20 protein-coding genes are annotated in these 20,105 nt (G+C 72.2%); 15 read left to right on the top strand and 5 right to left on the bottom strand.

The annotated features are described in order from the left end of the window. Positions 1–4: 4 nt before the first annotated feature. On the bottom strand, positions 5–157 hold the full coding sequence (locus tag ACK4UM_RS01395; protein WP_409794539.1) for a hypothetical protein: 153 nt from the start codon (positions 155–157) through the stop codon (positions 5–7). Positions 158–166: 9 nt separating this feature from the next. Here ACK4UM_RS01395 and ACK4UM_RS01390 point away from each other — a divergent pair, with 9 nt between their 5' ends. Together ACK4UM_RS01390 and ACK4UM_RS01385 are read left to right on the top strand one after the other, a co-directional pair. Further along, positions 167–289, top strand: coding sequence for a hypothetical protein (locus ACK4UM_RS01390; RefSeq protein WP_409794536.1), 123 nt, complete (start codon positions 167–169; stop codon positions 287–289). 22 nt (positions 290–311) lie between these two features. Then, complete coding sequence (locus tag ACK4UM_RS01385; RefSeq protein ID WP_409794533.1) at positions 312–851, top strand: DUF3291 domain-containing protein; 540 nt, start codon at positions 312–314, stop codon at positions 849–851. 55 nt (positions 852–906) lie between these two features. Here the strand turns inward: ACK4UM_RS01385 and ACK4UM_RS01380 are convergent, their stop codons facing one another. After that, positions 907–1,533 (bottom strand): CGNR zinc finger domain-containing protein, encoded by a 627-nt coding sequence (locus ACK4UM_RS01380; protein WP_409794531.1) that lies wholly within the window; start codon positions 1,531–1,533, stop codon positions 907–909. Positions 1,534–1,802: 269 nt separating this feature from the next. Here ACK4UM_RS01380 and ACK4UM_RS01375 point away from each other — a divergent pair, with 269 nt between their 5' ends. The 13 genes from ACK4UM_RS01375 (at position 1,803) to ACK4UM_RS01315 (ending at position 15,308) form a co-directional block, all read left to right on the top strand. Further along, on the top strand, positions 1,803–3,083 hold the full coding sequence (locus tag ACK4UM_RS01375; RefSeq protein ID WP_409794528.1) for an MFS transporter: 1,281 nt from the start codon (positions 1,803–1,805) through the stop codon (positions 3,081–3,083). Between the two features lie 89 nt (positions 3,084–3,172). Beyond that, entirely contained in the window at positions 3,173–3,505 is a 333-nt protein-coding gene (locus tag ACK4UM_RS01370) for an ArsR/SmtB family transcription factor (protein WP_409794525.1), read from the top strand. A gap of 216 nt (positions 3,506–3,721) precedes the next feature. After that, entirely contained in the window at positions 3,722–3,937 is a 216-nt protein-coding gene (locus ACK4UM_RS01365) for a hypothetical protein (protein WP_409794524.1), read from the top strand. A 67-nt stretch (positions 3,938–4,004) separates the two neighbouring features. Continuing rightward, the gene (locus ACK4UM_RS01360) at positions 4,005–5,345 is read left to right on the top strand and encodes a permease (RefSeq protein WP_409794521.1); all 1,341 of its coding nucleotides are present in this window, start codon (positions 4,005–4,007) and stop codon (positions 5,343–5,345) included. 369 nt (positions 5,346–5,714) lie between these two features. Further along, entirely contained in the window at positions 5,715–7,241 is a 1,527-nt protein-coding gene (locus tag ACK4UM_RS01355; protein ID WP_409794519.1) for an ABC transporter substrate-binding protein, read from the top strand. 82 nt (positions 7,242–7,323) lie between these two features. Then, positions 7,324–8,265: an ABC transporter permease gene (locus ACK4UM_RS01350; protein WP_409794516.1), complete on the top strand. Its 942-nt coding sequence runs from the start codon at positions 7,324–7,326 to the stop codon at positions 8,263–8,265. Then, positions 8,265–9,173 (top strand): ABC transporter permease, encoded by a 909-nt coding sequence (locus ACK4UM_RS01345; RefSeq protein WP_409794513.1) that lies wholly within the window; start codon positions 8,265–8,267, stop codon positions 9,171–9,173. Before ACK4UM_RS01350 ends, ACK4UM_RS01345 begins: the two co-directional genes overlap by 1 nt. Continuing rightward, positions 9,173–10,387 (top strand): amidohydrolase/deacetylase family metallohydrolase, encoded by a 1,215-nt coding sequence (locus ACK4UM_RS01340; RefSeq protein WP_409794510.1) that lies wholly within the window; start codon positions 9,173–9,175, stop codon positions 10,385–10,387. The genes ACK4UM_RS01345 and ACK4UM_RS01340 overlap by 1 nt, the downstream gene beginning before the upstream one ends. Beyond that, positions 10,384–11,403 (top strand): ABC transporter ATP-binding protein, encoded by a 1,020-nt coding sequence (locus ACK4UM_RS01335; RefSeq protein WP_409794507.1) that lies wholly within the window; start codon positions 10,384–10,386, stop codon positions 11,401–11,403. The genes ACK4UM_RS01340 and ACK4UM_RS01335 overlap by 4 nt, the downstream gene beginning before the upstream one ends. Then, positions 11,400–12,383, top strand: a complete 984-nt coding sequence (locus tag ACK4UM_RS01330) for an ABC transporter ATP-binding protein (RefSeq protein ID WP_409794505.1) — start codon at positions 11,400–11,402, stop codon at positions 12,381–12,383. Before ACK4UM_RS01335 ends, ACK4UM_RS01330 begins: the two co-directional genes overlap by 4 nt. A gap of 26 nt (positions 12,384–12,409) precedes the next feature. After that, on the top strand, positions 12,410–12,913 hold the full coding sequence (locus ACK4UM_RS01325) for a RidA family protein (protein WP_409794504.1): 504 nt from the start codon (positions 12,410–12,412) through the stop codon (positions 12,911–12,913). 262 nt (positions 12,914–13,175) lie between these two features. After that, positions 13,176–14,387, top strand: a complete 1,212-nt coding sequence (locus ACK4UM_RS01320; protein ID WP_409794503.1) for an aminotransferase class V-fold PLP-dependent enzyme — start codon at positions 13,176–13,178, stop codon at positions 14,385–14,387. 93 nt (positions 14,388–14,480) lie between these two features. Continuing rightward, positions 14,481–15,308 carry an IclR family transcriptional regulator gene (locus ACK4UM_RS01315; protein ID WP_409794500.1) on the top strand — a complete coding sequence of 276 codons (828 nt, stop codon included), beginning with the start codon at positions 14,481–14,483 and terminating at the stop codon, positions 15,306–15,308. Between the two features lie 12 nt (positions 15,309–15,320). Here the strand turns inward: ACK4UM_RS01315 and ACK4UM_RS01310 are convergent, their stop codons facing one another. Genes ACK4UM_RS01310 through ACK4UM_RS01300 form a run of 3 tightly spaced genes read right to left on the bottom strand, consistent with a single transcriptional unit; the run spans position 15,321 to position 19,951 of the window. Beyond that, a complete protein-coding gene (locus ACK4UM_RS01310) occupies positions 15,321–16,214 on the bottom strand; it encodes a DMT family transporter (protein WP_409794497.1) in 894 nt (297 codons plus the stop codon). Positions 16,215–16,217: 3 nt separating this feature from the next. Further along, on the bottom strand, positions 16,218–18,659 hold the full coding sequence (locus tag ACK4UM_RS01305; RefSeq protein WP_409794494.1) for a PIG-L family deacetylase: 2,442 nt from the start codon (positions 18,657–18,659) through the stop codon (positions 16,218–16,220). Beyond that, a complete protein-coding gene (locus ACK4UM_RS01300; RefSeq protein ID WP_409794491.1) occupies positions 18,656–19,951 on the bottom strand; it encodes an ROK family protein in 1,296 nt (431 codons plus the stop codon). Before ACK4UM_RS01300 ends, ACK4UM_RS01305 begins: the two co-directional genes overlap by 4 nt. Positions 19,952–20,105 lie beyond the last annotated feature (154 nt).

The following is a 20,105-nucleotide window of genomic DNA, read 5'->3' as shown; positions in this document are numbered from 1 at the left end:
TCACTCAGCAGCCGCAGACGATCTCGGTGCCGGTGCGGCGCTCGGTGCCCGCGGTCGCGTAGCCGTCGCGCTTCCGCCAATCGAGGCGCCGATCAGCGCGCGGACCTGGAAAGCCGAGGGTGAGCAGCTTCAGAGCGGTCTTGGTGCCTGCGGGCATTCGGACGAGGTGCTCAAGCTCCTGCCGCCGCTCACCATTCCGGTCGAGACGCTGATGCGGGCGCTCGCCATGATCGAGAAAGCCGTGCTCGAATGCGTGCACGGCGACGAGACCCGCACGGCGGCGGCGTGAACGAGAACAGGGAGGTCGCGACATGGCACGCCTCGCATTCACCACCTTCGCCATCATGAAGGCGCCCTACGGGGACCCGCAGGTGCACGGCTTCGAGGCGCTGACGCCCGCGGTCTTCCGCCGCGCCGAAGAGGCGGAGGGCTTCATCGACCGCGCGCGGGAGCTCGACGACCAGAACCACCTGACGAATTTCGAGCGCGATTGGGGCGCCTGGGGGCCCTTCGCGGTGCCGCGCTTCTACGACGGCGGCCACGACACCGCGAGCGACACCCGCGCCTCGACGCTCAGTCTCTGGCGTTCCGTCGAGGCCGTGCGCGCCTTCGCCTATGGCGGGCTTCACCAGCGCGCCTTGCATCAGCGTCAGAAGTGGTTCCGCGAGCCGGAATGGCCGACCTTCGCGATGTGGTGGGTCGACGACGATCGCGTCCCGCGCTGGGCGGATGCGGCCGAACGGCTCGAGCATCTGCACGACAACGGCCCGACCCCGTTCGCCTTCGACTTCCGCAAGCCCTTCGACGCGAACGGCAATCCCCTCGTGCTCGCCGCTTCGACCGCGGCCTGAGCGGAGGCCCCGCACCGACGCGGGCGTCGTCCGAGCCTGTCGCTCGGGCGACGCCTCACGCCGCGCGCTCGCGGCGCAGCCGCCGACGCCCCTTCTCCCGGTTGCCGCAGACCTCCATGCAGCACCAGCGCCGGGACCTGTTCTTGGAGGTGTCGAGGAAGAGCCAGCCGCAGGTCGACGAGGCACAGACCCTCACGCGCGTGAGCCGTTCGGCGGTCAGCAGCGCCTCCGCGGACGCGATCACCGGCCGCAGGGCGTGCGCGAGCGCGACCGGCTCCGGCGCGACGCTGGCGCGGACCAACCCGGCGGGTCCCCAGACGAGGCGGGCCTGGTCCCGTGCGGCGGCGGACGTCGCGTCGAGACATGCGAGATCGGCCGGTTCGGGCGCGTCGCCGGCGATCGCGGCGGCGAAGATCCGCGCGAGCGCCGCGCGCAGACGGCGCATGTCCTCCATGAACGCGTCGGCGGCCGGCGCATCCGAGGCGGCGATGCGCATGAGAGCGCGGAAGGCGGTCTCGTCGAACGCCTCCCGCCGCCGCAGCCAGGTGAGCGTCGCGAAGGCGTCCGTGAGGGAATCCTCCCACAGACGCGCCGTGCGATGGCGGTCCGTCGTGCTGTTCACGAAGTCGAGCACGAGCGCGCCGGACTCGAAACGGCTGTCTCCACCCCATCTTTCAATCATCGGATGTGATCATCTTAGCCTTTGATTCTAAAGGCCGAATCTTGCACGGACGCCGCCCAGATGCAAGACGCCGGGTAATTAACCCCCAAAAGGCTGTTGACAGGTTTATTCGACCAAAGCATAGTCACCCTCGAGAGTTGCTTTTCGGGGTCGCCGACATGGACCCCACGGCGAAATCCCGCCAGGCGCGTGGTTCACTGCACTCCCGTTCCCCGACACGAGACGGCCTTCAGGGCGCGCCCTCCCCCTCCGCAACGAAAGGCCTTTCCGTGACCGCCAAAGCAGAACCTGGAGGCTCCGCCTCGAACGCGCTCGCGGGCGTGCTCATCACCGTGCTGCTGACGAGCTTCGTCGCCTCCACCTACGGGTTCGGCTTCTACCTGTTCTCGCAGCTCGTCCCCGACATGCGCGCCGATCTCGGCTTCGACATCGCGGTGGTCGGCACGATCACGGCGGCGGGGCAACTCGGCTTCCTCGCCTTCGCGGTCGCGGGCGCCTGGCTCGCGCCGCGTATCGGCGGCGGGCAGGTGGTGATCGGCTCGGTCGCCTTGTGCGCATCGTGCCTGATGCTCCTGCCGACGACGGATTCGATCCTCCTCATCGGCCTCCTCCTGACGATCCTCGGCGGCACCGCGGCGTCGGTCTACGTGCCGATGGTGGAGATCGTCTCGCGGGCGATCGGCTACGCGCATCGCGGCAAGGTGCTCGGCCTCGTCTCGAGCGGGACGAGCTACGGCGTCTTCGTCAACAGCCTGCTCGTGCCGATCTTCGTCGTCGCCGGAGATTGGCGCGGGGTCTGGCTCACGGTCGGGGCGGGCACCTTCGTGGTGACGCTGATCGCGACCGTCACCTTCTGGAGGCTCGGCCTGTTCCGGCGCCCGCCCGCGCCCGCCGCCGAGGCCGCGCGCGGGGGCGGCTTCCTCGCAGGCATCGGCGCGGCGCTGGTGCCGTGGGTCCTGATCATCTGGGCGATCACCTTCCTCAACGGCTTCTCGACGCTGCCCTTCCAGAACTATCTCTCGCCCTATCTGCGCGAGGAGCTCGGCTTCTCGGTGGAGCTCGCGGCCTTCGTCTGGGGCGTGATCGGCTTCATCGGCATGTTCGCGGGCTTCGTCGTCGGCTGGATGTCGGACAAGACCGGGGTGCGGCTCGCGCTCGTGCTCACCTATCTGTGCGTCGTGGCGGCCGCGACGATCCTCGTCGTCGCGCCCACCGAGACCCTCGTCGTCGCCGCGGGCGTGCTCTTCGCGGTCGCGTTCTACCCGATCTTCGGCCTCGTGCCGGCCTACGTCGCCAAGACCGCCGAGGGCGCGCAGGCGACGATCGTCTTCGGCATCGCCAACGTGACCCTCGGGATCGGCGGCATGGTCGGCAATTACGCGTTCGGCCTCGTGGCGAGCCTCACCGGCACCTTCACGTGGATCTACGGGGCGATCGCGCTCGCCGCCTGTGTCCTCGCGATCCTCTCGATGGTGCTCCCGGCCGAAGGCGCAGGCGAGAAAGGCGCGTCTTCCGCTGCGGAGGGCTGCGCGCCCGACGCCGCCACCTGACGGGGCTCCCGCGCCTCCCGCATTGTCGCTTCGACGAAAACGGCTATATGGTCGCGAGCGACAGTCGACGGGAAGCCGGGAGGGGGCTCATGCGAACGAAAGAGATCGCCGCCGTTCTGGCCGAGCTCGGCAACGAGACGCGCCTGAGCCTGTTCGAACTCCTCGTCCGCGCCGGACCGCCCGGCCTCTCCGTCGGCGAGATCCAGCGCGAGCTGCAGATCCACGCCTCGACCCTCGCCTTCCACCTGCGCGGCCTCGCGCAAGTGGGGCTCGTCGAGCAGGAGCGGCAGGGGCGCATGGTGATCTGCCGGGCGCGCCTCGACGTGCTCAACGACGCCATGGACTACATCAGGAACGAGTGCTGCCGCGGTCAGCGCACGCTCGCCGCGCCCGAGGCCGGCGCGCGCCTCGGCGGAGCCTGACGCGCTCGGGCGGCGGCTTTCGGCTTTCGATTTTCATCCATTTTCCACCGGTCGATGAGCGAGCGCGGCATCCGCGCCCGCCGACGCCGCACGTGCCCACGAGGGGGGCGCGATTCTTTTTTCGAGAAAACGCAATCGCGGGTCTGGACAACAGCCCGAGTGTGCGACATAACCAGTTTTATGATGATATGATCATCGGACGCCGGGAGGATTCCCATGAGCGCCTTCGCCAACGCCGTCACCAGGGCGATCGCCGTTTGGCTCGCCGCACTCTCGATCCGCACTCTTCGCGCGCGCCGTTCGGGCGGAGCGCTCCTCGGCGCGTGCACCTGCGCGCTCGGCGGGCGGCTCCTGCGCGACGTCGGCCTGCCCGAGCGTCGGGATTCGCTGCACGACACCCTGTCGGCCATCCGCATCGAGCACACGATCTGAGCCTTTCTCGCGAAGGGCGGCGCGGGCCCTTGCGCGCGCGACCGCACCGATCCACGGAGACCCCACCATGAGAGCCGGTGAACCAACGGACATCGCCCTGCTGCGCGAGCCCGAAAGCGAGGCGGCGCAGAGCCCCTCGGTGGAGCGGATCGAGATCGCGCCGAAGGCGTCTTCCTGCTGCGGCAGCGCCCGCAAGGCGGCGAGCGCCGCCGGCGCCGACGCCCCTGCCGCGGCGGCCGCGATCCCCCCCGCGCCCGCTCTGGCCTTCGCGACCGGCGAGGCCGGGCCGGAGCCCCGCGTCGGCTGCTGCGGACCGTCGGGCGGCGCCGCGAGCGCGGCGATCGCGCCGAGCGACGGCGGCCTCTCCGCCACGATGGCGCGGGCGGCGCGCACCGCCTACCGCACGGGCGGCGCGCCGGTGATCGCGGTCAGCGCGATCCTCGCCGCGCTCGCGGTGACGATCCCGGCCCAGGCGGTCGCGAGCCTCGGCTTCGCGCTCGGCGCCTTCGGCTCGATCCTGCCCTTCTTCGCGATCTCGATCGGGCTTGCCGCGGGCGCGAAGGCGACGGGCGCCGACAACATCATCGCCCGCGCCTTCGCGGGCCGGCAGGGGCGCTCGATCGCGGTCGCCGCGCTCGTGGGCGCGCTCTCGCCGTTCTGCTCGTGCGGCGTGATCCCGGTGGTGACGGGGCTCCTGATCGCCGGCGTGCCGATCGCGCCCGTGATGGCGTTCTGGATCGCCTCGCCCCTGATGGACCCGAACATGTTCGTGCTCACCGCGGCGACGCTCGGGCTCGAATTCGCCGTGGCGAAGACGGTCCTCGCGATCGCCATGGGGCTCCTCGCGGGCACGGTCGCCGCGGCGGTGACGCGCACGGGCGTGCTCGACGACGCGCTCAAGGTCGCCGTGTCGAAGGGCTGCGGCCCCTCCTCCTGCGGCCCGCGCAAGCCCGCCCGGACCGAGATCGTCTGGCGCTTCTGGGACGATCCGGCGCGCGCGCAGACCTTCCTGCGCAGCGCGGGGAGCAATTCGTGGCTGCTCGGCCGCTGGCTCTTCCTCGCCTTCGTGCTCGAGAGCCTGATGGTGGCCTTCATCCCCGGCGATCTCGTGGCGCAATGGCTCGGTGCGGACGGCCCGTTCGCGGTGCCGCTCGCGGTGGCGCTCGGCATCCCGGCTTACCTCAACGGCTATGCCGCGATCCCGCTCGTCTCCGGACTGATCACGCTCGGCATGAGCCCGGCGGTCGGCCTCGGCTTCATGATGAGCGGCGGCGTCACCAGCATCCCGGCCGCCTTCGCCGTCTGGGCGGTGGCCAAGCCGCGGCTGTTCGGGCTCTACATCGCGCTGGCGATCCTCGGGGCGATGGGCTCCGCCTACGCCTACGGCCTCTACCTGGCGCTCGTCTGAATCCCGACGGAGTTCGGCCGCGCCTGCGACGCGACCCTCTCGCCCGCCGCCCTCGGGGACGGCGGGCGGCCCGTGTGCCGGGCGTCCGAAATTGCGATCGAAGATTTTTCAGCCGGCTCTCTTGCCACGCCGTCGCCGGGCGCTAAGTGCCCTGTTGCGCGATCGTGAGTCGTATCGTTCCTCGCCGCGCACAGCATCATCCCCCATCGTCGCAAGACCCCGCCAGACCCCTCTCTCCCCCGGCGCCGCGCCCGCGGCGTCGGGCGATTTACGTATGGGCAAGCTCCCTTGACGCGGCATTTCGATTTGCGAGGCTATGCCGCAACAAGAGCACTTATGCCACAATAACGGAATAGAGGAGAGAACGCGATGAAAGCCTCGGTTCTCGCAGCGATCGCTGCGCTCGCGCTGACGACCGTCAGCGGCATCGCCCTCGCGCAGGAGCGCGGCGGCGTCATCGACGTGGCGACGATCGGCGAGCCGCCGACGCTCGACCCGATGGCCTCGACGGCGGACCTCGTCGGGATCATCACGCAGCACGTCTTCGAGACGCTCTACACCTTCGACGAGAGCTGGAACGTCACGCCGCTCCTCGCCGAGGACCTGCCGACGATCTCGGACGACGGGCGCACCTACGAGATCCGGCTGCGCGAGGGCGTCGCCTTCCACGACGGCTCGACCATGAGCGCGGAGGACGCGGTCGCCTCGCTCGAGCGCTGGATGCGCATCGCGACGCGCGGGCGTCAGGCGGCCGAGGTGATCGAGAGCGTCGAGGCGCAGGACGAGCGCACGATTGTCGTCCGCCTGAACGCGCCCTACGCGCCGCTGACCGCGCTCCTCGCCTTCAACAACGCCGCCGCCATCGTCATTCCGGCCGCGAACGCCGCGCAGGAGCCGCTCTCCGACATCGTCGGCACCGGTCCCTATCGTCTCGAGGCGCGCGTTCCCGACCAATACATCCAGCTCGTGCGCTTCGAGGATTACGCGGCGCGCGACGGAGAGCCGAACGGCTATGGCGGCGCGCGCCGGCAATTCCTCGACGAGATCCGCTTCGTGCCGGTGCCCGATCCGAACACCCGCATCGAGGGCGCGGTCGCGGGGCAGTTCGCCTATGTCGACGCGCTGCCCGTCGAGGCCTATCCGCGCATCGCGTCGGGCGCGACCGAGCCCGTGATCCTCGCGCCCTTCGGCTGGCCGGTCTTCGTGATGAACACGAAGGAAGGGCTCGCCTCCGACCTGCGCGTCCGCAAGGCCGTCCAGGCGGCGCTCGCGCCCGAGGACATGATGCTCGCGGCCTTCGGCTCCGAGGACTTCTTCGAGATCGACGCCGCCTGGTATCCGAGCTCGCATGTCTGGCACACGCAGGAGGGCACCGAGCCCTACCGGCCGGAGGGCGATACCGAGGCCGCGCGCGCGCTCCTCGCGGAGGCCGGCTACGACGGCACGCCGCTGCGCATCCTCACGAGCCGGCAATACGAGTTCCACTACAAGATGGCGGAGGTCGCCCAGGCCTATCTGCAGGCGGCGGGCTTCACGGTCGAGATGGACGTGGTGGAATGGGCGACGCTCACCCAGCGCCGCGCCGACCCGGCTCTGTGGGACATCTACATCACCCACAGCCCCTTCCTGCCCGAGCCGTCCTTGATGGGGATCATGTCGGACACCTCGCCGGGCTGGTGGGCGTCCCCCGCGAAGGCCGCGGCGCTCGAGGCCTTCAACACGCAGAGCGACCGCGACGCGCGCATCGCGCTCTTCGCCGACGTGCAGCGGGTGATCTACGAGGAGGCGCCCGCCTACAAGGTCGGGAACTTCAACGCGCTCGCGGCGAAGGCCCCGAACCTGGAAGGCGTGGTGCCGGCGCCCTGGCCGTACTTCTGGAACGCCTACCTGCGTTGATTGGTGCGCGGCCGCGGCGCGCGATCCCTCGCGCCGCGGCCGCGCCATCCTCCCCTTCCCCGAAACGGAGCCTCGGCGATCCATGGCGCGCGCCGTCCTCAATCGTCTCGTCGGCATGCTCGTGGTGATGGCGCTCGTCGTCACGATCGTGTTCGTGATCGTGCGCGTCACGCCGGGCGACCCGGCCGCCGTCATGCTCGGGCCGGAGGCGACGGGCGAGGACATCGCGGCGCTGCGCACGCGGCTCGGCCTCGATCGCACGATCGGCGAGCAATACGTGCTCTACGTCGCGAGCCTGATGCGGGGGGATCTCGGGCATTCGATCTTCCTCGACATGCCGGTGACGCGCGCGCTCCTCCTGCGGGCCGAGCCGACCTTCTTCCTGACCCTGTTCTCGCTCTCCATCGCGACCGCGATCGCGCTGCCGGTCGGCATCCTCGCCGCCTATCGGCGCGGGGGCGCGTTTGACCAGGTCTCGACGAGCCTCGCGATGTTCGCGGCGAGCGTTCCGAGCTTCTGGCTCGGGCTCGTGCTGATGCAGGTCTTCGCGGTCAAGCTCGGCTGGTTCCCGACCTCCGGCTATGGCGGGCCGGGCGCGGGCTTCCTCGAGCGGATGCGCCACCTCGTCCTGCCGGCGACCGCGCTCGGGCTCGTCAGTTCGGCGCTGATCATGCGCTTCACCCGCGCCTCGCTGCTCGACGTCCTCAACGACGACTACGTCCGCACCGCGCGCGCCAAGGGCATGAGCGAGACGCGCGTCGTCCTGCGCCACGCGCTCAAGAACGCGCTCATCCCGATCCTCACCGTCGTCGGGCTGACCGCGGCGCTCCTGATCTCGGGGGCGATCGTCACCGAGACGGTGTTCGGCCTTCCCGGCGTCGGCAATCTCATCGTCTCCGCCGTGCTGCGGCGCGACTATCCGGTCATCCAGGGGGCGTTGCTCGTCGTGGCGAGCCTCTACGTTCTCGTCAACTTCGCGATCGACATGCTCTACCTCGCCATCGACCCGCGGGTGCGCTACTGATGGGCGCGCTCACCACATCGCGGACGGGACCCGCCGACGCGGCGGGCGGGCGCGCGCGGCCGAAGGCGCGGCGCGAGCGGCCGGCGATCCTGCGCCTCGCCCGGCGCCCGAGCGCGGCGATCGGCGCGCTCGTCCTCCTCGCGATCGTGCTCCTCGCCATCGCCGCCCCCTTCGCGACGCCGCACGACCCGATGCAGCTCGCGGTGCGCAACCGGCTCCAGGCGCCGAGCCTCGTCCATTGGATGGGGACGGACGAGCTCGGGCGCGACGTATTCACGAGGCTCCTCTACGCGGGCCGCACCTCGCTCGCGGTCGGCTTCGCGGTCGTGATCCTCGCCGCGCTCGCCGGGGTGACGCTCGGGCTTCTCGCGGGCTTCTTCCGCCGGCTCGACGCGCCGATCTCGCGGGTCGTCGACGCGATGATGGCCTTTCCCGACATCCTCCTCGCGATCGCGCTCGTCGCCGCGCTCGGCCCGTCGGCGGCGAACGTGGTGATCGCGCTCGCAATCGTCTACGCGCCGCGCATCGCCCGCGTCGTGCGCGCCTCGACGCTCGTCATCCGCGAATTGCCCTATGTGGAGGCGGCGCGCGCGCTCGGGGTGCCGACGCCCGTCATCCTCGTGCGGCACGTGTTGCGCAACGTCGTCTCGCCGCTCCTCGTGCAGGCGACCTTCGTCTTCGCCAACGCCATCCTCGCCGAGGCCGGGCTCTCGTTCCTGGGCGTCGGCGTGTCGCCGCAGGTGCCGACCTGGGGCACGATGATCTCGGTCGGCCGTCAATTCCTCGACGCGGCGCCCTGGATCATGTGGGCTCCGGGGGCGGCGATCGTCCTCACCGTGCTCTCGCTCCAGCTCGTCGGGGACGGGCTGCGCGACTTCCTCGATCCGCGCCTCGCCAAGGACGTCTGATGCTCGACAATCGCTTCGCGCCGCAGGAGCGGCCTCTCCTGATCCGCAACGCGACCCCGATCGGATTCGTCGGCGCGCTGCCGCCGCGGGTGGACGTGCTCGTCTCCCGCGAGGGCGCCATCCTCGAGGCGGGTCCGCGCATCGAGACGGGCGAGGATCCGCGCGTTCTCGACGTCGCCGGCGCCTATCTCTGCGCGGGCTGGACCGACCTGCACGCCCACGTCTATTGGGGCGGCACCGACATCTCGATCGAGCCCGCCCAATGCGGCGCCGAGCGCGGCGTCACCACGATCGTCGACGCGGGCTCGGCCGGCGAGGCCAATTTCGCCGGGATGCGTCGCTTCGTGATCGAGCCGGCGCGGGAGAACGTCTACGCCTTCCTCAATCTCGGCTCCATCGGCCTCGTCGCCTGCAACCGGGTCAGCGAGCTGATGGACATGCGCTCGATCGACATCGACCGCACGCTCGACGTCGTGCGCCGCAACGCGGACGCGATCGTCGGCATCAAGGTCCGCGCGAGCGCCGTGATCACGGGCGGGTGGGACCTCGTGCCGGTGAAGCTCGGCAAGAAGCTCTCGCGCATCCTGAAGCTGCCGGTGATGGTGCATGTCGGCGAGCCGCCGCCGCTCTACGACGAGATCCTCGGCCTGCTCGAGGAGGGCGACATCGTCACCCATTGCTTCAACGGCAAGCAGGGCGGCTCGCTGCTCGAGGACGAGGAGCTCTACCGCCTCGTCGAGGACGCGGCCGCGCGCGGCATCGTGCTCGACGTCGGGCATGGCGGGGCCTCGTTCTCCTTCGACGTCGGCGCCGCCGCGCTCGCGCGCGGGCTGAAGCCGACGACGATCTCGACCGACCTCCACAACCGCTCGATGGATGGAGCGGTCTGGGATCTCGCCACCACGATGTCGAAGCTGCACGCGCTCGGCATGCGGCTCGAGGACGTGGTCGAGGCGGTGACGCGCGCGCCGCGCCGGGCGATCCGCCGCCCCGGCTGCGAGCGGCTCGCCCCCGGCGAGAAGGCGGAGCTGACCGTGTTCGACGTCGTCGACGGCGATCTCGAGGTGGTCGACAGTCACGGCGCCCGCTCGCGGCTGTCGCGGATCTTCGAGCCGCGCTACGCCGTGCTCGGGGCGGAAGCGATCTCGGCGCGCCGCCATCGGCCGGAGAGCGGCGGACGCCATTCCTGCCCCCATTGCGGATGGCTGTCGTGAGCGCGCCGCTGCCCGAGGACGTCATCCTGTCGGTGCGCGAGCTGCGCACCTGGTTCGCGCTGCCGGACGCGACCGCCAAGGCGGTCGACGGGGTGACCTTCGACCTGAAGGCGGGGCAGACGCTCGCGGTGGTCGGGGAATCGGGCTCGGGCAAGTCCGTCACGAGCCTGTCGGTGATGGGGCTCCTGTCGCGACCGGGAAAGGTGGCGGGCGGGCAGATGCTGTTCCGCGACCGCGCCGGGCGCGTGCGCGATCTCGCGCGGACCTCGGCGAAGGAGTACCGCGCGATCCGCGGGCGCGAGATCGCGATGATCTTTCAGGAGCCGATGACCTCGCTCAACCCGCTCTACACCGTGGGCGACCAGATCGGCGAGATGATCGCGCTGCACGAGCCGGTGAGCCGGGCGCAGGCGCGGGCGCGGGCGCTCGAGATGCTCCAGCGCGTCGAGATCCCGGCGGCGCGGACGCGGCTCGACGACTACCCGCACCAGATGTCGGGCGGCATGCGCCAGCGCGTGATGATCGCGATGGCGCTCGCCTGCAGCCCCTCGCTCCTCATCGCCGACGAGCCGACGACCGCGCTCGACGTCACCATCCAGGCCCAGATTCTCGATCTCCTCGCGCGCCTGCAGCGGGAGACCGGCATGTCGATCCTGTTCGTCACGCACAATCTCGGGGTCGTCGCCGAGATCGCCCACGAGGTGGCGGTGATGTATGCCGGGCGCGTCGTCGAGCACGCGCCGGTCGAGGCGCTCTTTCGCGGCCCGACGCATCCCTACACGCGCGGCCTCCTCGCCTGCACGCCCGACCGCACGCGCGACCTCGCGCCGGACGGCGGACGCCGCGCGCTCGACGCCATCCCGGGCACGGTCCCGCCGATCACCGACCTGCCGGAGGGCTGCGCCTTCGAGCCGCGCTGCCGGGAGACGATCCCCGCCTGCCGCGTCGGCGTGCCGCCGCTCGCGCCGTCCGGCGCCGCGAGTCTCTCGCGCTGCGTCCGGAGCCATGCCGCATGACGACGACCCACGCCTCGGGAGAGGCCGCTCCCCTCCTGTCGGTCCGCGGGCTCACGAAGCGCTTTCCGTCGAAGGGCGGGCGGGTGGTGCGCGCGTTGGAGGACGTCTCCTTCGACGTGCCGCGCCGGGCGACCGTCGGCCTCGTCGGGGAATCGGGCTCGGGCAAGACCACCGCCGGGCGCTGCATCCTGCGCCTGATCGAGCCGAGCGCGGGCGAGGCGCGGTTCGACGGGGTCGACCTGTTCGCGCTGCCGCCGCGGGCGCTGCGCGCCTATCGGCGCCGCATGCAGATCGTCTTCCAGGACCCGTTCTCGAGCCTCAACCCGCGGCTGCGGGTCGACGCGATCCTCGGCGAGGCGCTCGATGCGCGGGGCTTCCCGCGCGGCGCGGCGAGGCGGGAGCGGGTGGCCGAGCTTCTCTCCCTCGTCGGGCTCTCGCCGGACCACGCGCGGCGCTTCCCGCACGAGTTCTCCGGCGGCCAGCGCCAGCGCATCGGCATCGCGCGCGCGCTCGCGGTCGAGCCGGATTTCATCGTCGCCGACGAGCCGGTCTCGGCGCTCGACGTCTCGGTGCAGGCGCAGGTGCTCAATCTCCTGTGCGATCTGCAGGCGCGGCTCGACCTCTCGATCCTGTTCATCGCCCACGACCTCTCGGTCGTCGAATATCTCTGCGACGAGGTGGTGGTGCTCTATCTCGGGCGGGTGATGGAGCGCGGCCCGCGCCGGGCGGTCTACGACGCTCCGCGCCATCCCTATACGCGCGCGCTCCTCGCCACCGCCCCGGTGCCCGATCCCGCCCGGCGCGGGCGGCGCTCGCCGCTGCCGGGAGACATCCCCTCCCCGCTCGATCCGCCCTCCGGCTGCGTGTTCCGCACCCGCTGCCCGGCGGCGATCCCGGCCTGCGCGCAAACCGTGCCGCCCCTCGAGGCGGTCGGCGCGGGCCACCACGTCGCCTGCATCCGCCATGCGGCGCTCCCATGAAGACCACGCGTTCGGAGTCGCACCCCGTGAAGTCGACAACCCGCCCCCTCGCCCCGCGCGAGACGGCAGAAGACACCGCCATCGCCCGTCTCGAGCGGCTCGGGATCGCGCTGCCGGCGCCGCCCCCGCCGATCGGCAATTTCGTCACGCACGTGGTGCAGGGCGATCTCCTCTACCTCTCCGGACAAGGGCCGACCCATCCCGACGGACGGCTGCATGCCGGCAAGGTCGGCGCGGATGTCGGCGTCGAGGAGGCCTATGCGCATGCGCGGCTCACGGGGATCAACCTCGTCGCCGTGATGCAGGCCGCCCTCGGCGATCTCGAGCGCGTCGTGCGCATCGTCAAGCTCTTCGGCATGGTCAACGCCACGCCGGACTTCACCGACCACCCGAAAGTGGTGAACGGCTGCTCGGATCTCTTCCACGACGTGTTCGGCGAGCGCGGCGTCCACGCCCGCTCGGCGGTCGGCCTCGGCTCGCTGCCGAACGGCATCACGGTCGAGATCGAGGCGATCGTCGCCTTCCGCTGAGAGGCTGCATGTGTTCCCCCTACCGTCATTCCGGGGCGCGAAGCGAGCCCGGAACCCAGAACCCCCACGTTCGACCGAGCGCGCATGCGCGCTCGCTGCGCAACTTCAAGCAGTTTCTGCGTCGAAGGACGCAGCCTATAGGCTGCTCATCCGAGGTCGGGAGTCTGGATTCCGGGATCGCTTCGCGCCCCGGAATGACGGCTTCGATGTAGTCGGCCGAAAATGCACAGCCTCTGACGGATAAAGAGAGGACGCCACCACCATGTCCACCAACGACCGGCCATCCGACATCCGCGCCCGCTTGGGGCTGCGCCCCGTGATCAACGTCTCGGGCACGATGACCTCGCTCGGCGCCTCGATCGCGGTGCCGGAGACGGTCGCGATCATGGGCGAGATCCTCACGCAATGGACGGAGATCGCCGATCTCCAGAGAGCGGCGAGCCGCGCCATCGCGCAGGCGACCGGGGCGGAGGCGGGCTTCGTCACCGCCTCCTGCTCGGCCGCCGTGACGCTCGGCGTCGCCGCGGCGATGACGGGCACCGATCTCCTCGCGATCGAGCGCCTGCCCGACGCGAGCGGTCTGAAGAGCGAGGTGCCGGTGCTCGCCGGTCACATGGTCTCCTACGGCGCGCCCGTCGAGCAGGCGATCCGCCTCGCGGGCGCCCGCGTCGTCCCCGTCGGCCAGGCGACGAGCGCGCACGCCTACCAGCTCGCCGGCGCGATCGGCCCGCAGACGGCGGCGGCGGTCTACGTCGTCTCCCACCACGTGGTCGATCACGGGCAGATCCCCTTCTCGACCTTCGTCGAGATCTGCCGGTCGCGCGGGGTGCCGGTCGTCGTGGACGCGGCCTCCGAATACGACCTGCGGGGCTTCGTCGCGCAAGGCGCCGATCTCGCGCTCTATTCCGCCCACAAGTTCCTGGGCGGGCCGACCGCGGGCATCGTCGCGGGCCGGAAGGAGCTCGTGCGCGCGGCCTATCTGCAGAACCGCGGCATCGGCCGCGGCATGAAGGTGGGCAAGGAGAGCATCGCCGGCACGATCGCGGCGCTCGACGCGTGGGCGCGGCGCGACCACGCGGCCGTGCGGGCACGGGAGGGGCGCGCTCTCGCGCTGTGGGTCGAGACGCTCCGCGAGCGCGCCGGCATCCGCGCCGAGATCCTCCCCGATCCCACCGGCAATCCCCTCGATCGCCTGAAGGTGAGCGTCGATCCCGAGACGGCGCGCATCAGCGCCTGGGACCTCGTCGACCGGCTCGCGGCGGGCGATCCGCCGGTGATCGCCCGCGACCACGAGGCCGAGCGCGGCTTCTTCTATCTCGACCCCTGCAATCTGCACCCGGAGGAGGAGCACGTCGTCGCGCGCCGCCTCCTCGATGAGCTCGAGCGGGCGCGCGGGGCGAACGAGCCGATCGTCACGCCGTTTCCCGAACGCGAGCGCGCGCGGGAGGCGGGCCTGTCGCGATGGCCGGACTGATCGCGGTTTTCGTGCCGGCCGGCCTGACCGCACCGGGCCGGCTGCGCTATGTCGGTGGCGGACGCGCGTGTCGCGCACGCAGGAGGGGCTCGCATGGCGAAGGGTGACAGGGCGGCTCTCGCGGCGCTTGAGGCAGGCGCCGAGGCGCAGGACCAGGCGCCGCCGCGCCGCTCGCGCACGAGCGGGATCGAGCGCGTTCTCCAGATCCTCGATCATCTCCAGACGAAGGGCGAGGCGTGCACCGCCTACGAGGTGGCGCGCGCCGTCGGGGCCCCGCTCTCGACGGTCTACGGGCTCATCGACGATCTCGTGGAGAAGGACGTGCTCGAGCGCGATCCCGGCGGGGCGCTCTGGCTCGGCCCGCGGCTCTACCGCTACGGGCTCGCTTATGCGCGCAACGTCGATCTCCTCTCGGCCGCGACGAGCGTGATGCACCGCCTCGCCGCGCAATCGGGCGAGACGGTCCAGATCTGCGGGCGGGACGGGGACGACATGGTGGTGCTCGCGATGATGGAGGGGCGCGACCATTTCCAGGTGACCTCGCGCGTCGGCACGCGCACGCCGTTGAACTGGACGGCCTCCGGGCGCCTCCTCGTCGGCCACATGAGCGAGGAGGATCTCGTGGCTCTGTTCGCCCGCTGCGGCCGGCCCTCGCCGACGGGGCGCGCGGAGACCGATCCCGTCGTCCTCGCGCGCTCCTCCCGCGAGGCGCTCGCCGCACGGCTGTCGATCCAGGCGGGCGAATCCGATTTCGCGGTCGCCTGCATCGCCTCCCCGATCCAGGACCCGGACGGCGTCTGCCGCGCGACGATCTCGATCGTGGTCCCCGAGCGCAAGGCGGGCCCCGAGGCGCCCGATCTCGTCGATCTCGTGCGCGAGAGCGCCGCGCGCGTCGAGGCGAAGCTCGGCTGGCGGCGCTGAGGCGGCGCCGCGTCAGGGGTCCGTCTTCCCGCCTCTCGCTGCGCGGCGGGCCGCGCGCGCGTCGAGGTGCAGGATGAGGACGATCAGCGCGGCCCCCGCGGCCATCGTCCAGGTCGGTCGCTCGCCGAAGACGAGGAAGCCCGTCGCCGCCGCGAACACGAGCGAGAGGTAGCCGATCGGCGCGAGCACGCTCGCGGGCGCGGCGCGGTAGGCGCGCAGGAAGCAATATTGCCCCGCCTGGGCGAGAAGCCCCGCGCAGACGATCGCGACGACGTCGCCGCGCGCCACCGGCACCCACGCCATCGCCGCGAAGGGTGCGGTGAGGATGCCGAGGCCCAGCGTGTAGAACACCATCAGCGTCGTCGGGCTCTCCGCGCGCAGAGCCCGCGTCTGGACGGTGGCGAGGGATCCGAACAGGACGGACGCGCCCGCCGCGAGCAGCCCCGTCTCGGCCGCGGCCACGCCCGGCGCGACCATCGCCACGACCGCGACGAGCCCCGCCGCCGCGTAGAGCCAGCGCGCGGCCGCCACCCGCTCGCCGAGCAGCAGGACCGCGAGCGCCATGGTGACGAGGGGCCGCGTGAAGCCGATCGCGGTGACGAGGGCGAGCGGCAGCGCGGCGAGCGCCGCGAAATTGCCCGTGAGCGCCGCCGCGTTGCAGGCGACGCGGAACAGGTGGCGGCCGGGGCGGCGCGTGCCGATCACCCGCGCCCGGTGACGCCAGACGAGCGGAGCGATCGCGAGGAGGCCGATCACCGCGCGCAGGAAGACGAGCTGCACCGCCGGATAGGTCGCGCCCTGCGCCTTCACGATCGCCGCCATGATCGCGACGAGCGTCATGTCGGCGAGGAGCCAGGCGACGCCCGCCCGGCCGTCGGCCGCATCCGTCCGCGCGAGCGTCGGCACGGCTCAGGACGCCGGCTGCACGAGATTGGCCATCAGGCGGAACGCGCCCGGGACGAGCCGATCGAGCTGGTGGTGCAGGACGAGGCTCGTATGGGTGTGCCGCCCGCGGCCGATCCGCGCCGAGACGAGCGCGCCCTCGAGCGGCGCCTCGCCGGGATCGCTCATGGCGAGGAGCGGCGCGTAGGCCTCGTCCCAGCGGGCGGCGAAATAGAGGCCGCGCTCCTTGTCCCAGCCCTCCCAATCGGCGGGTCCGATGCGATTGGGGCCGGCGAGAAGCGGGTGGTCGGGCGCGAGCACGCGCACGGGCGCGCCGGGATCCGTCACCCGCCAGCGCAGGGAGGGCGTGCCGATCTCGAGACGGCGCGGTGGCGTCGCGCGCGCATCCCAGCCGTCGCTCGGGCGGTGATAGAGGGTGAGGAGATGTCCGCCCTGCGCGACGAAGGCGTGCAGGCGCGCGCGCGCGGCCGCGAGGTCGGGCCGTAGCCCGAAGGCGAAGATGCCGACGACGATCGTCGTGAACCGCGACAGGTCCCCCGCCAGATCGGCGGCCGAGAGGCTCTCGACCGGAAGCCCCATCCGCTCGAGCCAGAGCCCGACCCGATCGGCCCCGCCGCCGACATAGCCGATCCGCGCGCCCGCGGGCACGGCGAGATCGAGGGCGAGGAGGCGCAGCACGGCCGGCTCGCGGAAGATCGCGGCGCCGATATGGGGGTAGCGGATCGCGATCTGGCGGTAGGCCGGGCCGTCGGGTCCGCGCGCGGGAAAGCGGTGGAGCCCCGGGGCGAGATCGGGATCCGCGGCGAGCGTCAGACGCCCGTCCGCCTCGGCCTCGACGCGAAAGCCGGCGGGGGCGTCGAGCGTGATCGGCGGTCCGGCGCAAGCGATCGTCCACGCCCGGCGCGGATCGGCGAGCGGCGCGAGGATCGCCTCGGGAGAGAATTCGGTGCTCCCCTCGGGCGCGACCGCGAAGGGCTCGTCGAGCGCGAGCGGCACCCGCACGCGGCAGCCGGCGATGCGCGCGCGCAGGATCGGCACGAGCGGCCCGTCGCCGCCGAGCGCGTCCCACCCTGCCGCGAAGAGCGGGGTCGGCGCGGCGTCCGCGGCGGCCGCGAGACCGGTGCGGAAGACGAGCGCCTCCGCATCGTCATCGGCCGGCCCGAGCGTCACCCCGGCGGGCGCGACGACCTCGAGCGCGATCTCGTCGGCAGCACCCTTCTCCTCGACGCGAACGACGAGCGTGCCGGATCGGCCCGGCGCGAGGCGGGGCGGCTCGGCGGCGGCCATCGCGCAGAGCCCGCTCGCCTCGACGAGGGCGGCATCCAGCGCGCGGGCGCTGCGTGCGAGGCGGTGGCCGTGGCGGGCGCGAAAGCCGTCGTCGGCCGTGCGCTCGGCGCGCGCCAACGCCTGGGCGGCGGCCGCGAGGGCGTCGAGGCAGCGGGGGCGATCGGCGAGCGCGGCGATCGCGGCCTCGATCGCGTCCTGCGCGCAGGCGAGCGCGTGCGCGGTCGGGTCGCCGTCGGCCTCGCGGGCGAGGTCGCGCAGGGTGGCGGGGAGGCCGTCGAGGAGGCTCGTCTCGGGCGCGGGCTCCCCCCGACCCTCGCCCGTGTCGACGCGATGCAGGCCGAAGCGGCGGCGTCCGCCGCTGCGCCAGACGCCCATGCCCTGGCTCGCGTGGAAGCGGCGCGAATATTCGCCGATGCGATCGTATTCCGCCCCGCGGATCGGCTCGCGGCCGGGGACGACGATCGCGAGCGTCTCCGTCGGCGGGGGCGTCTCGTCGTCGTAGGTGTCGCCGCCCCCCGACCAGGCGGGGAGATAGGCCTTGGCGACGCGCCAGGGGGCGAGCCCCTCGCGCGCATGCTCGGGATGCGCGCGCGGATCGGCCGCGAGCGGGATCGCGGCGAGCGCCGCACGGGTCATGGCGCGATGGTGGCCGTGCTGGCCGGGGACGTCGAGGAAGGTCGGCAGGACGATGTCCGGGCGCCACAGACGATAGGCGCGCACCAGCCGCTCGACGATCCGCGCCTCGCCCCAGCGCGCGAGCGTGTCCTCGCCGTTCTTCGAGAAGCCGAAATCGTGGACGGGGTCCTCGGGGCCGTGGCCGAGCCAGACGACGTCCGCGTCGAGCTCGCGGGCGGCCTCCTCCATCTCCCGCGTGCGCAGGAGGCCGAGCGCGCCGCCGCGCTCCGGCCCGAGCGCGTTCTGCCCGCCCTCGCCGCGGGTCGAGCAGGCGATCGCGATGCGAACGCCCATGCCGAAGCGCAGGAATGCGAGGAGGCCGGAATGCTCGTCGTCGGGATGGGCGCCGGTATTCATGAAGGAGGCGACGCCGCCGAGCCGCGAGAGGGCGCGGTGGAGGCGCAGGATCGCGGGGTCGGCACGCTCGCGCGCCAGGCGCTCGCGGGCATTCGTCTCGGCGGGGGGAGCGAGGGGGGAGGCGGTCATCGGCGGGGGCGGCCTTCTTCTTGTCGCGTCGCGGGCGAGGCGGCAGCGGCCCGGACGGTGTCGAGCTTGGGCGTCAGCGTGTCGAAGACGGGGAGCGAGGCGGCGCCGAGCGCGGCGGTGAGCTGGCCGGTCTGGCCGCGCACCACCCGCGGCAGCGCCCGCTCGCGCCGGCTCGCGACGGAGACCGGCAGCGGCTCGAGCGCGGCGACGAGGGCATCGGTCAGCGCGTCCGGCAGCACACCGCCGAAGACGATCGTCTCGGGATCGAGGATGTTCTCGAGGGTCGCGATCATCGGCGCGAGATGGGCGGCGGCCTCGGCGATCCAGGCGGCGAGGATCGGGTCGCCCGTCTCGAGCAGGCGCGCGAGCGCCGCCGCGTCGGGGGCCGCGACGGAGCGCTCGGCGAGGCGCTCGCGCAGAGCGTGGACCGAGGCGTATTGCTCGAGGCAGCCGCGTTGGCCGCATTGGCAGGCGCGCCCGCCCGGCGCGACGACCGCATGGCCGATCTCGCCCGCATTGCCGAAGGCGCCGCGATAGGGCCGCCCGTCGGCGATCAGGCCGAGCCCGAGGCCGGCGCCGAAATAGAGGAGGCAGAAGGTCTGCAGGTTGCGGCCCGCGCCGAACAGGCGCTCGCCGATCGCGGCGGCGGTGGCGTCGTTCTCGACGACGACGGCGTGGCCCACGACGGCGCCGATCTCCGCGGCGGGCTCCGCACCGTCCCAGCCCGCGAGCGTCGTCGGCCCCACCGAGGTCATGCCCTCGATGCCGAACGGACCCGGCATGACGACGCCCACGCCGAGGATCTCGACCTCGCCGACGCGGTCGCCGGCACCCGCGCGCTCCGCGCGGGCGAGCGCGGCCTCCATTCCGGCGATCTCGGCGGCGACCTTCGGCACGACGATCGCCGGGTTCGTGGCGGCGAGCGGCGTGATGCGCTGCCCGCGCAGGCCGCCGGCGAGGTCGAGGGCGACGGTGACGAGGTGGTCCGCCGCGATCTCGACGCCGATCGTCACCGGCCCGTCGGGATTGACCGCGAACTGGATCGGCGGCTGGCCGCGCCCGCGGCGCAGGCGGCCGACCTCAACGAGGAGCCGCTCGGCCACGAGTTCGTCGACGATGTTGGCGACCGCCTGCGGGGTCAGCTGCGCGAGCTCGGCCATGCGCATGCGGCCGATCGGGCCGTGCAGGCGGACGACGTCCAGCACGACGCGGCGATTGTGGCTGCGATTGCGTTCGGGATTGCTCCCGATCGCGACGCGGTGCCCGTTCCCAGCTGCGCCTTCGAGGCTCATCGACCCGCACCTTTCGTCCTTGCGACTATCCCGATCGCGCCGGAATAATTCAAGTGGATTATTTTATTGACAGGCCGCTTCTCCCGCGGCGATCCTCTGTCGCGAACGAGCCCGGACGAGCGCTCGATCACGGACGGGAAGCCCCGATCGGCCG

This window comes from Salinarimonas sp., from assembly GCF_046292825.1.
Lineage (GTDB): Bacteria > Pseudomonadota > Alphaproteobacteria > Rhizobiales > Beijerinckiaceae > Salinarimonas.
The sequence above is the reverse complement of the archived record's forward strand: the minus strand, read 5'-3'. Positions and strand labels throughout refer to the sequence as shown.

Excerpts from the sequence above, each read along its gene's own strand:
- ACK4UM_RS01370 (WP_409794525.1), top strand. The coding sequence starts at position 3,173 with ATGCGAACGAAAGAGATCGCCGCCGTTCTGGCCGAGCTCGGCAACGAG.
- ACK4UM_RS01355 (WP_409794519.1), top strand. The coding sequence starts at position 5,715 with ATGAAAGCCTCGGTTCTCGCAGCGATCGCTGCGCTCGCGCTGACGACC.
- ACK4UM_RS01305 (WP_409794494.1), bottom strand. The coding sequence starts at position 18,659 with ATGACCGCCTCCCCCCTCGCTCCCCCCGCCGAGACGAATGCCCGCGAG.
- ACK4UM_RS01360 (WP_409794521.1), top strand. The coding sequence starts at position 4,005 with ATGAGAGCCGGTGAACCAACGGACATCGCCCTGCTGCGCGAGCCCGAA.
- ACK4UM_RS01340 (WP_409794510.1), top strand. The coding sequence starts at position 9,173 with ATGCTCGACAATCGCTTCGCGCCGCAGGAGCGGCCTCTCCTGATCCGC.
- ACK4UM_RS01345 (WP_409794513.1), top strand. The coding sequence starts at position 8,265 with ATGGGCGCGCTCACCACATCGCGGACGGGACCCGCCGACGCGGCGGGC.
- ACK4UM_RS01380 (WP_409794531.1), bottom strand. The coding sequence starts at position 1,533 with ATGATTGAAAGATGGGGTGGAGACAGCCGTTTCGAGTCCGGCGCGCTC.
- ACK4UM_RS01365 (WP_409794524.1), top strand. The coding sequence starts at position 3,722 with ATGAGCGCCTTCGCCAACGCCGTCACCAGGGCGATCGCCGTTTGGCTC.
- ACK4UM_RS01330 (WP_409794505.1), top strand. The coding sequence starts at position 11,400 with ATGACGACGACCCACGCCTCGGGAGAGGCCGCTCCCCTCCTGTCGGTC.
- ACK4UM_RS01395 (WP_409794539.1), bottom strand. The coding sequence starts at position 157 with ATGCCCGCAGGCACCAAGACCGCTCTGAAGCTGCTCACCCTCGGCTTT.
- ACK4UM_RS01350 (WP_409794516.1), top strand. The coding sequence starts at position 7,324 with ATGGCGCGCGCCGTCCTCAATCGTCTCGTCGGCATGCTCGTGGTGATG.
- ACK4UM_RS01315 (WP_409794500.1), top strand. The coding sequence starts at position 14,481 with ATGGCGAAGGGTGACAGGGCGGCTCTCGCGGCGCTTGAGGCAGGCGCC.
- ACK4UM_RS01385 (WP_409794533.1), top strand. The coding sequence starts at position 312 with ATGGCACGCCTCGCATTCACCACCTTCGCCATCATGAAGGCGCCCTAC.
- ACK4UM_RS01300 (WP_409794491.1), bottom strand. The coding sequence starts at position 19,951 with ATGAGCCTCGAAGGCGCAGCTGGGAACGGGCACCGCGTCGCGATCGGG.
- ACK4UM_RS01320 (WP_409794503.1), top strand. The coding sequence starts at position 13,176 with ATGTCCACCAACGACCGGCCATCCGACATCCGCGCCCGCTTGGGGCTG.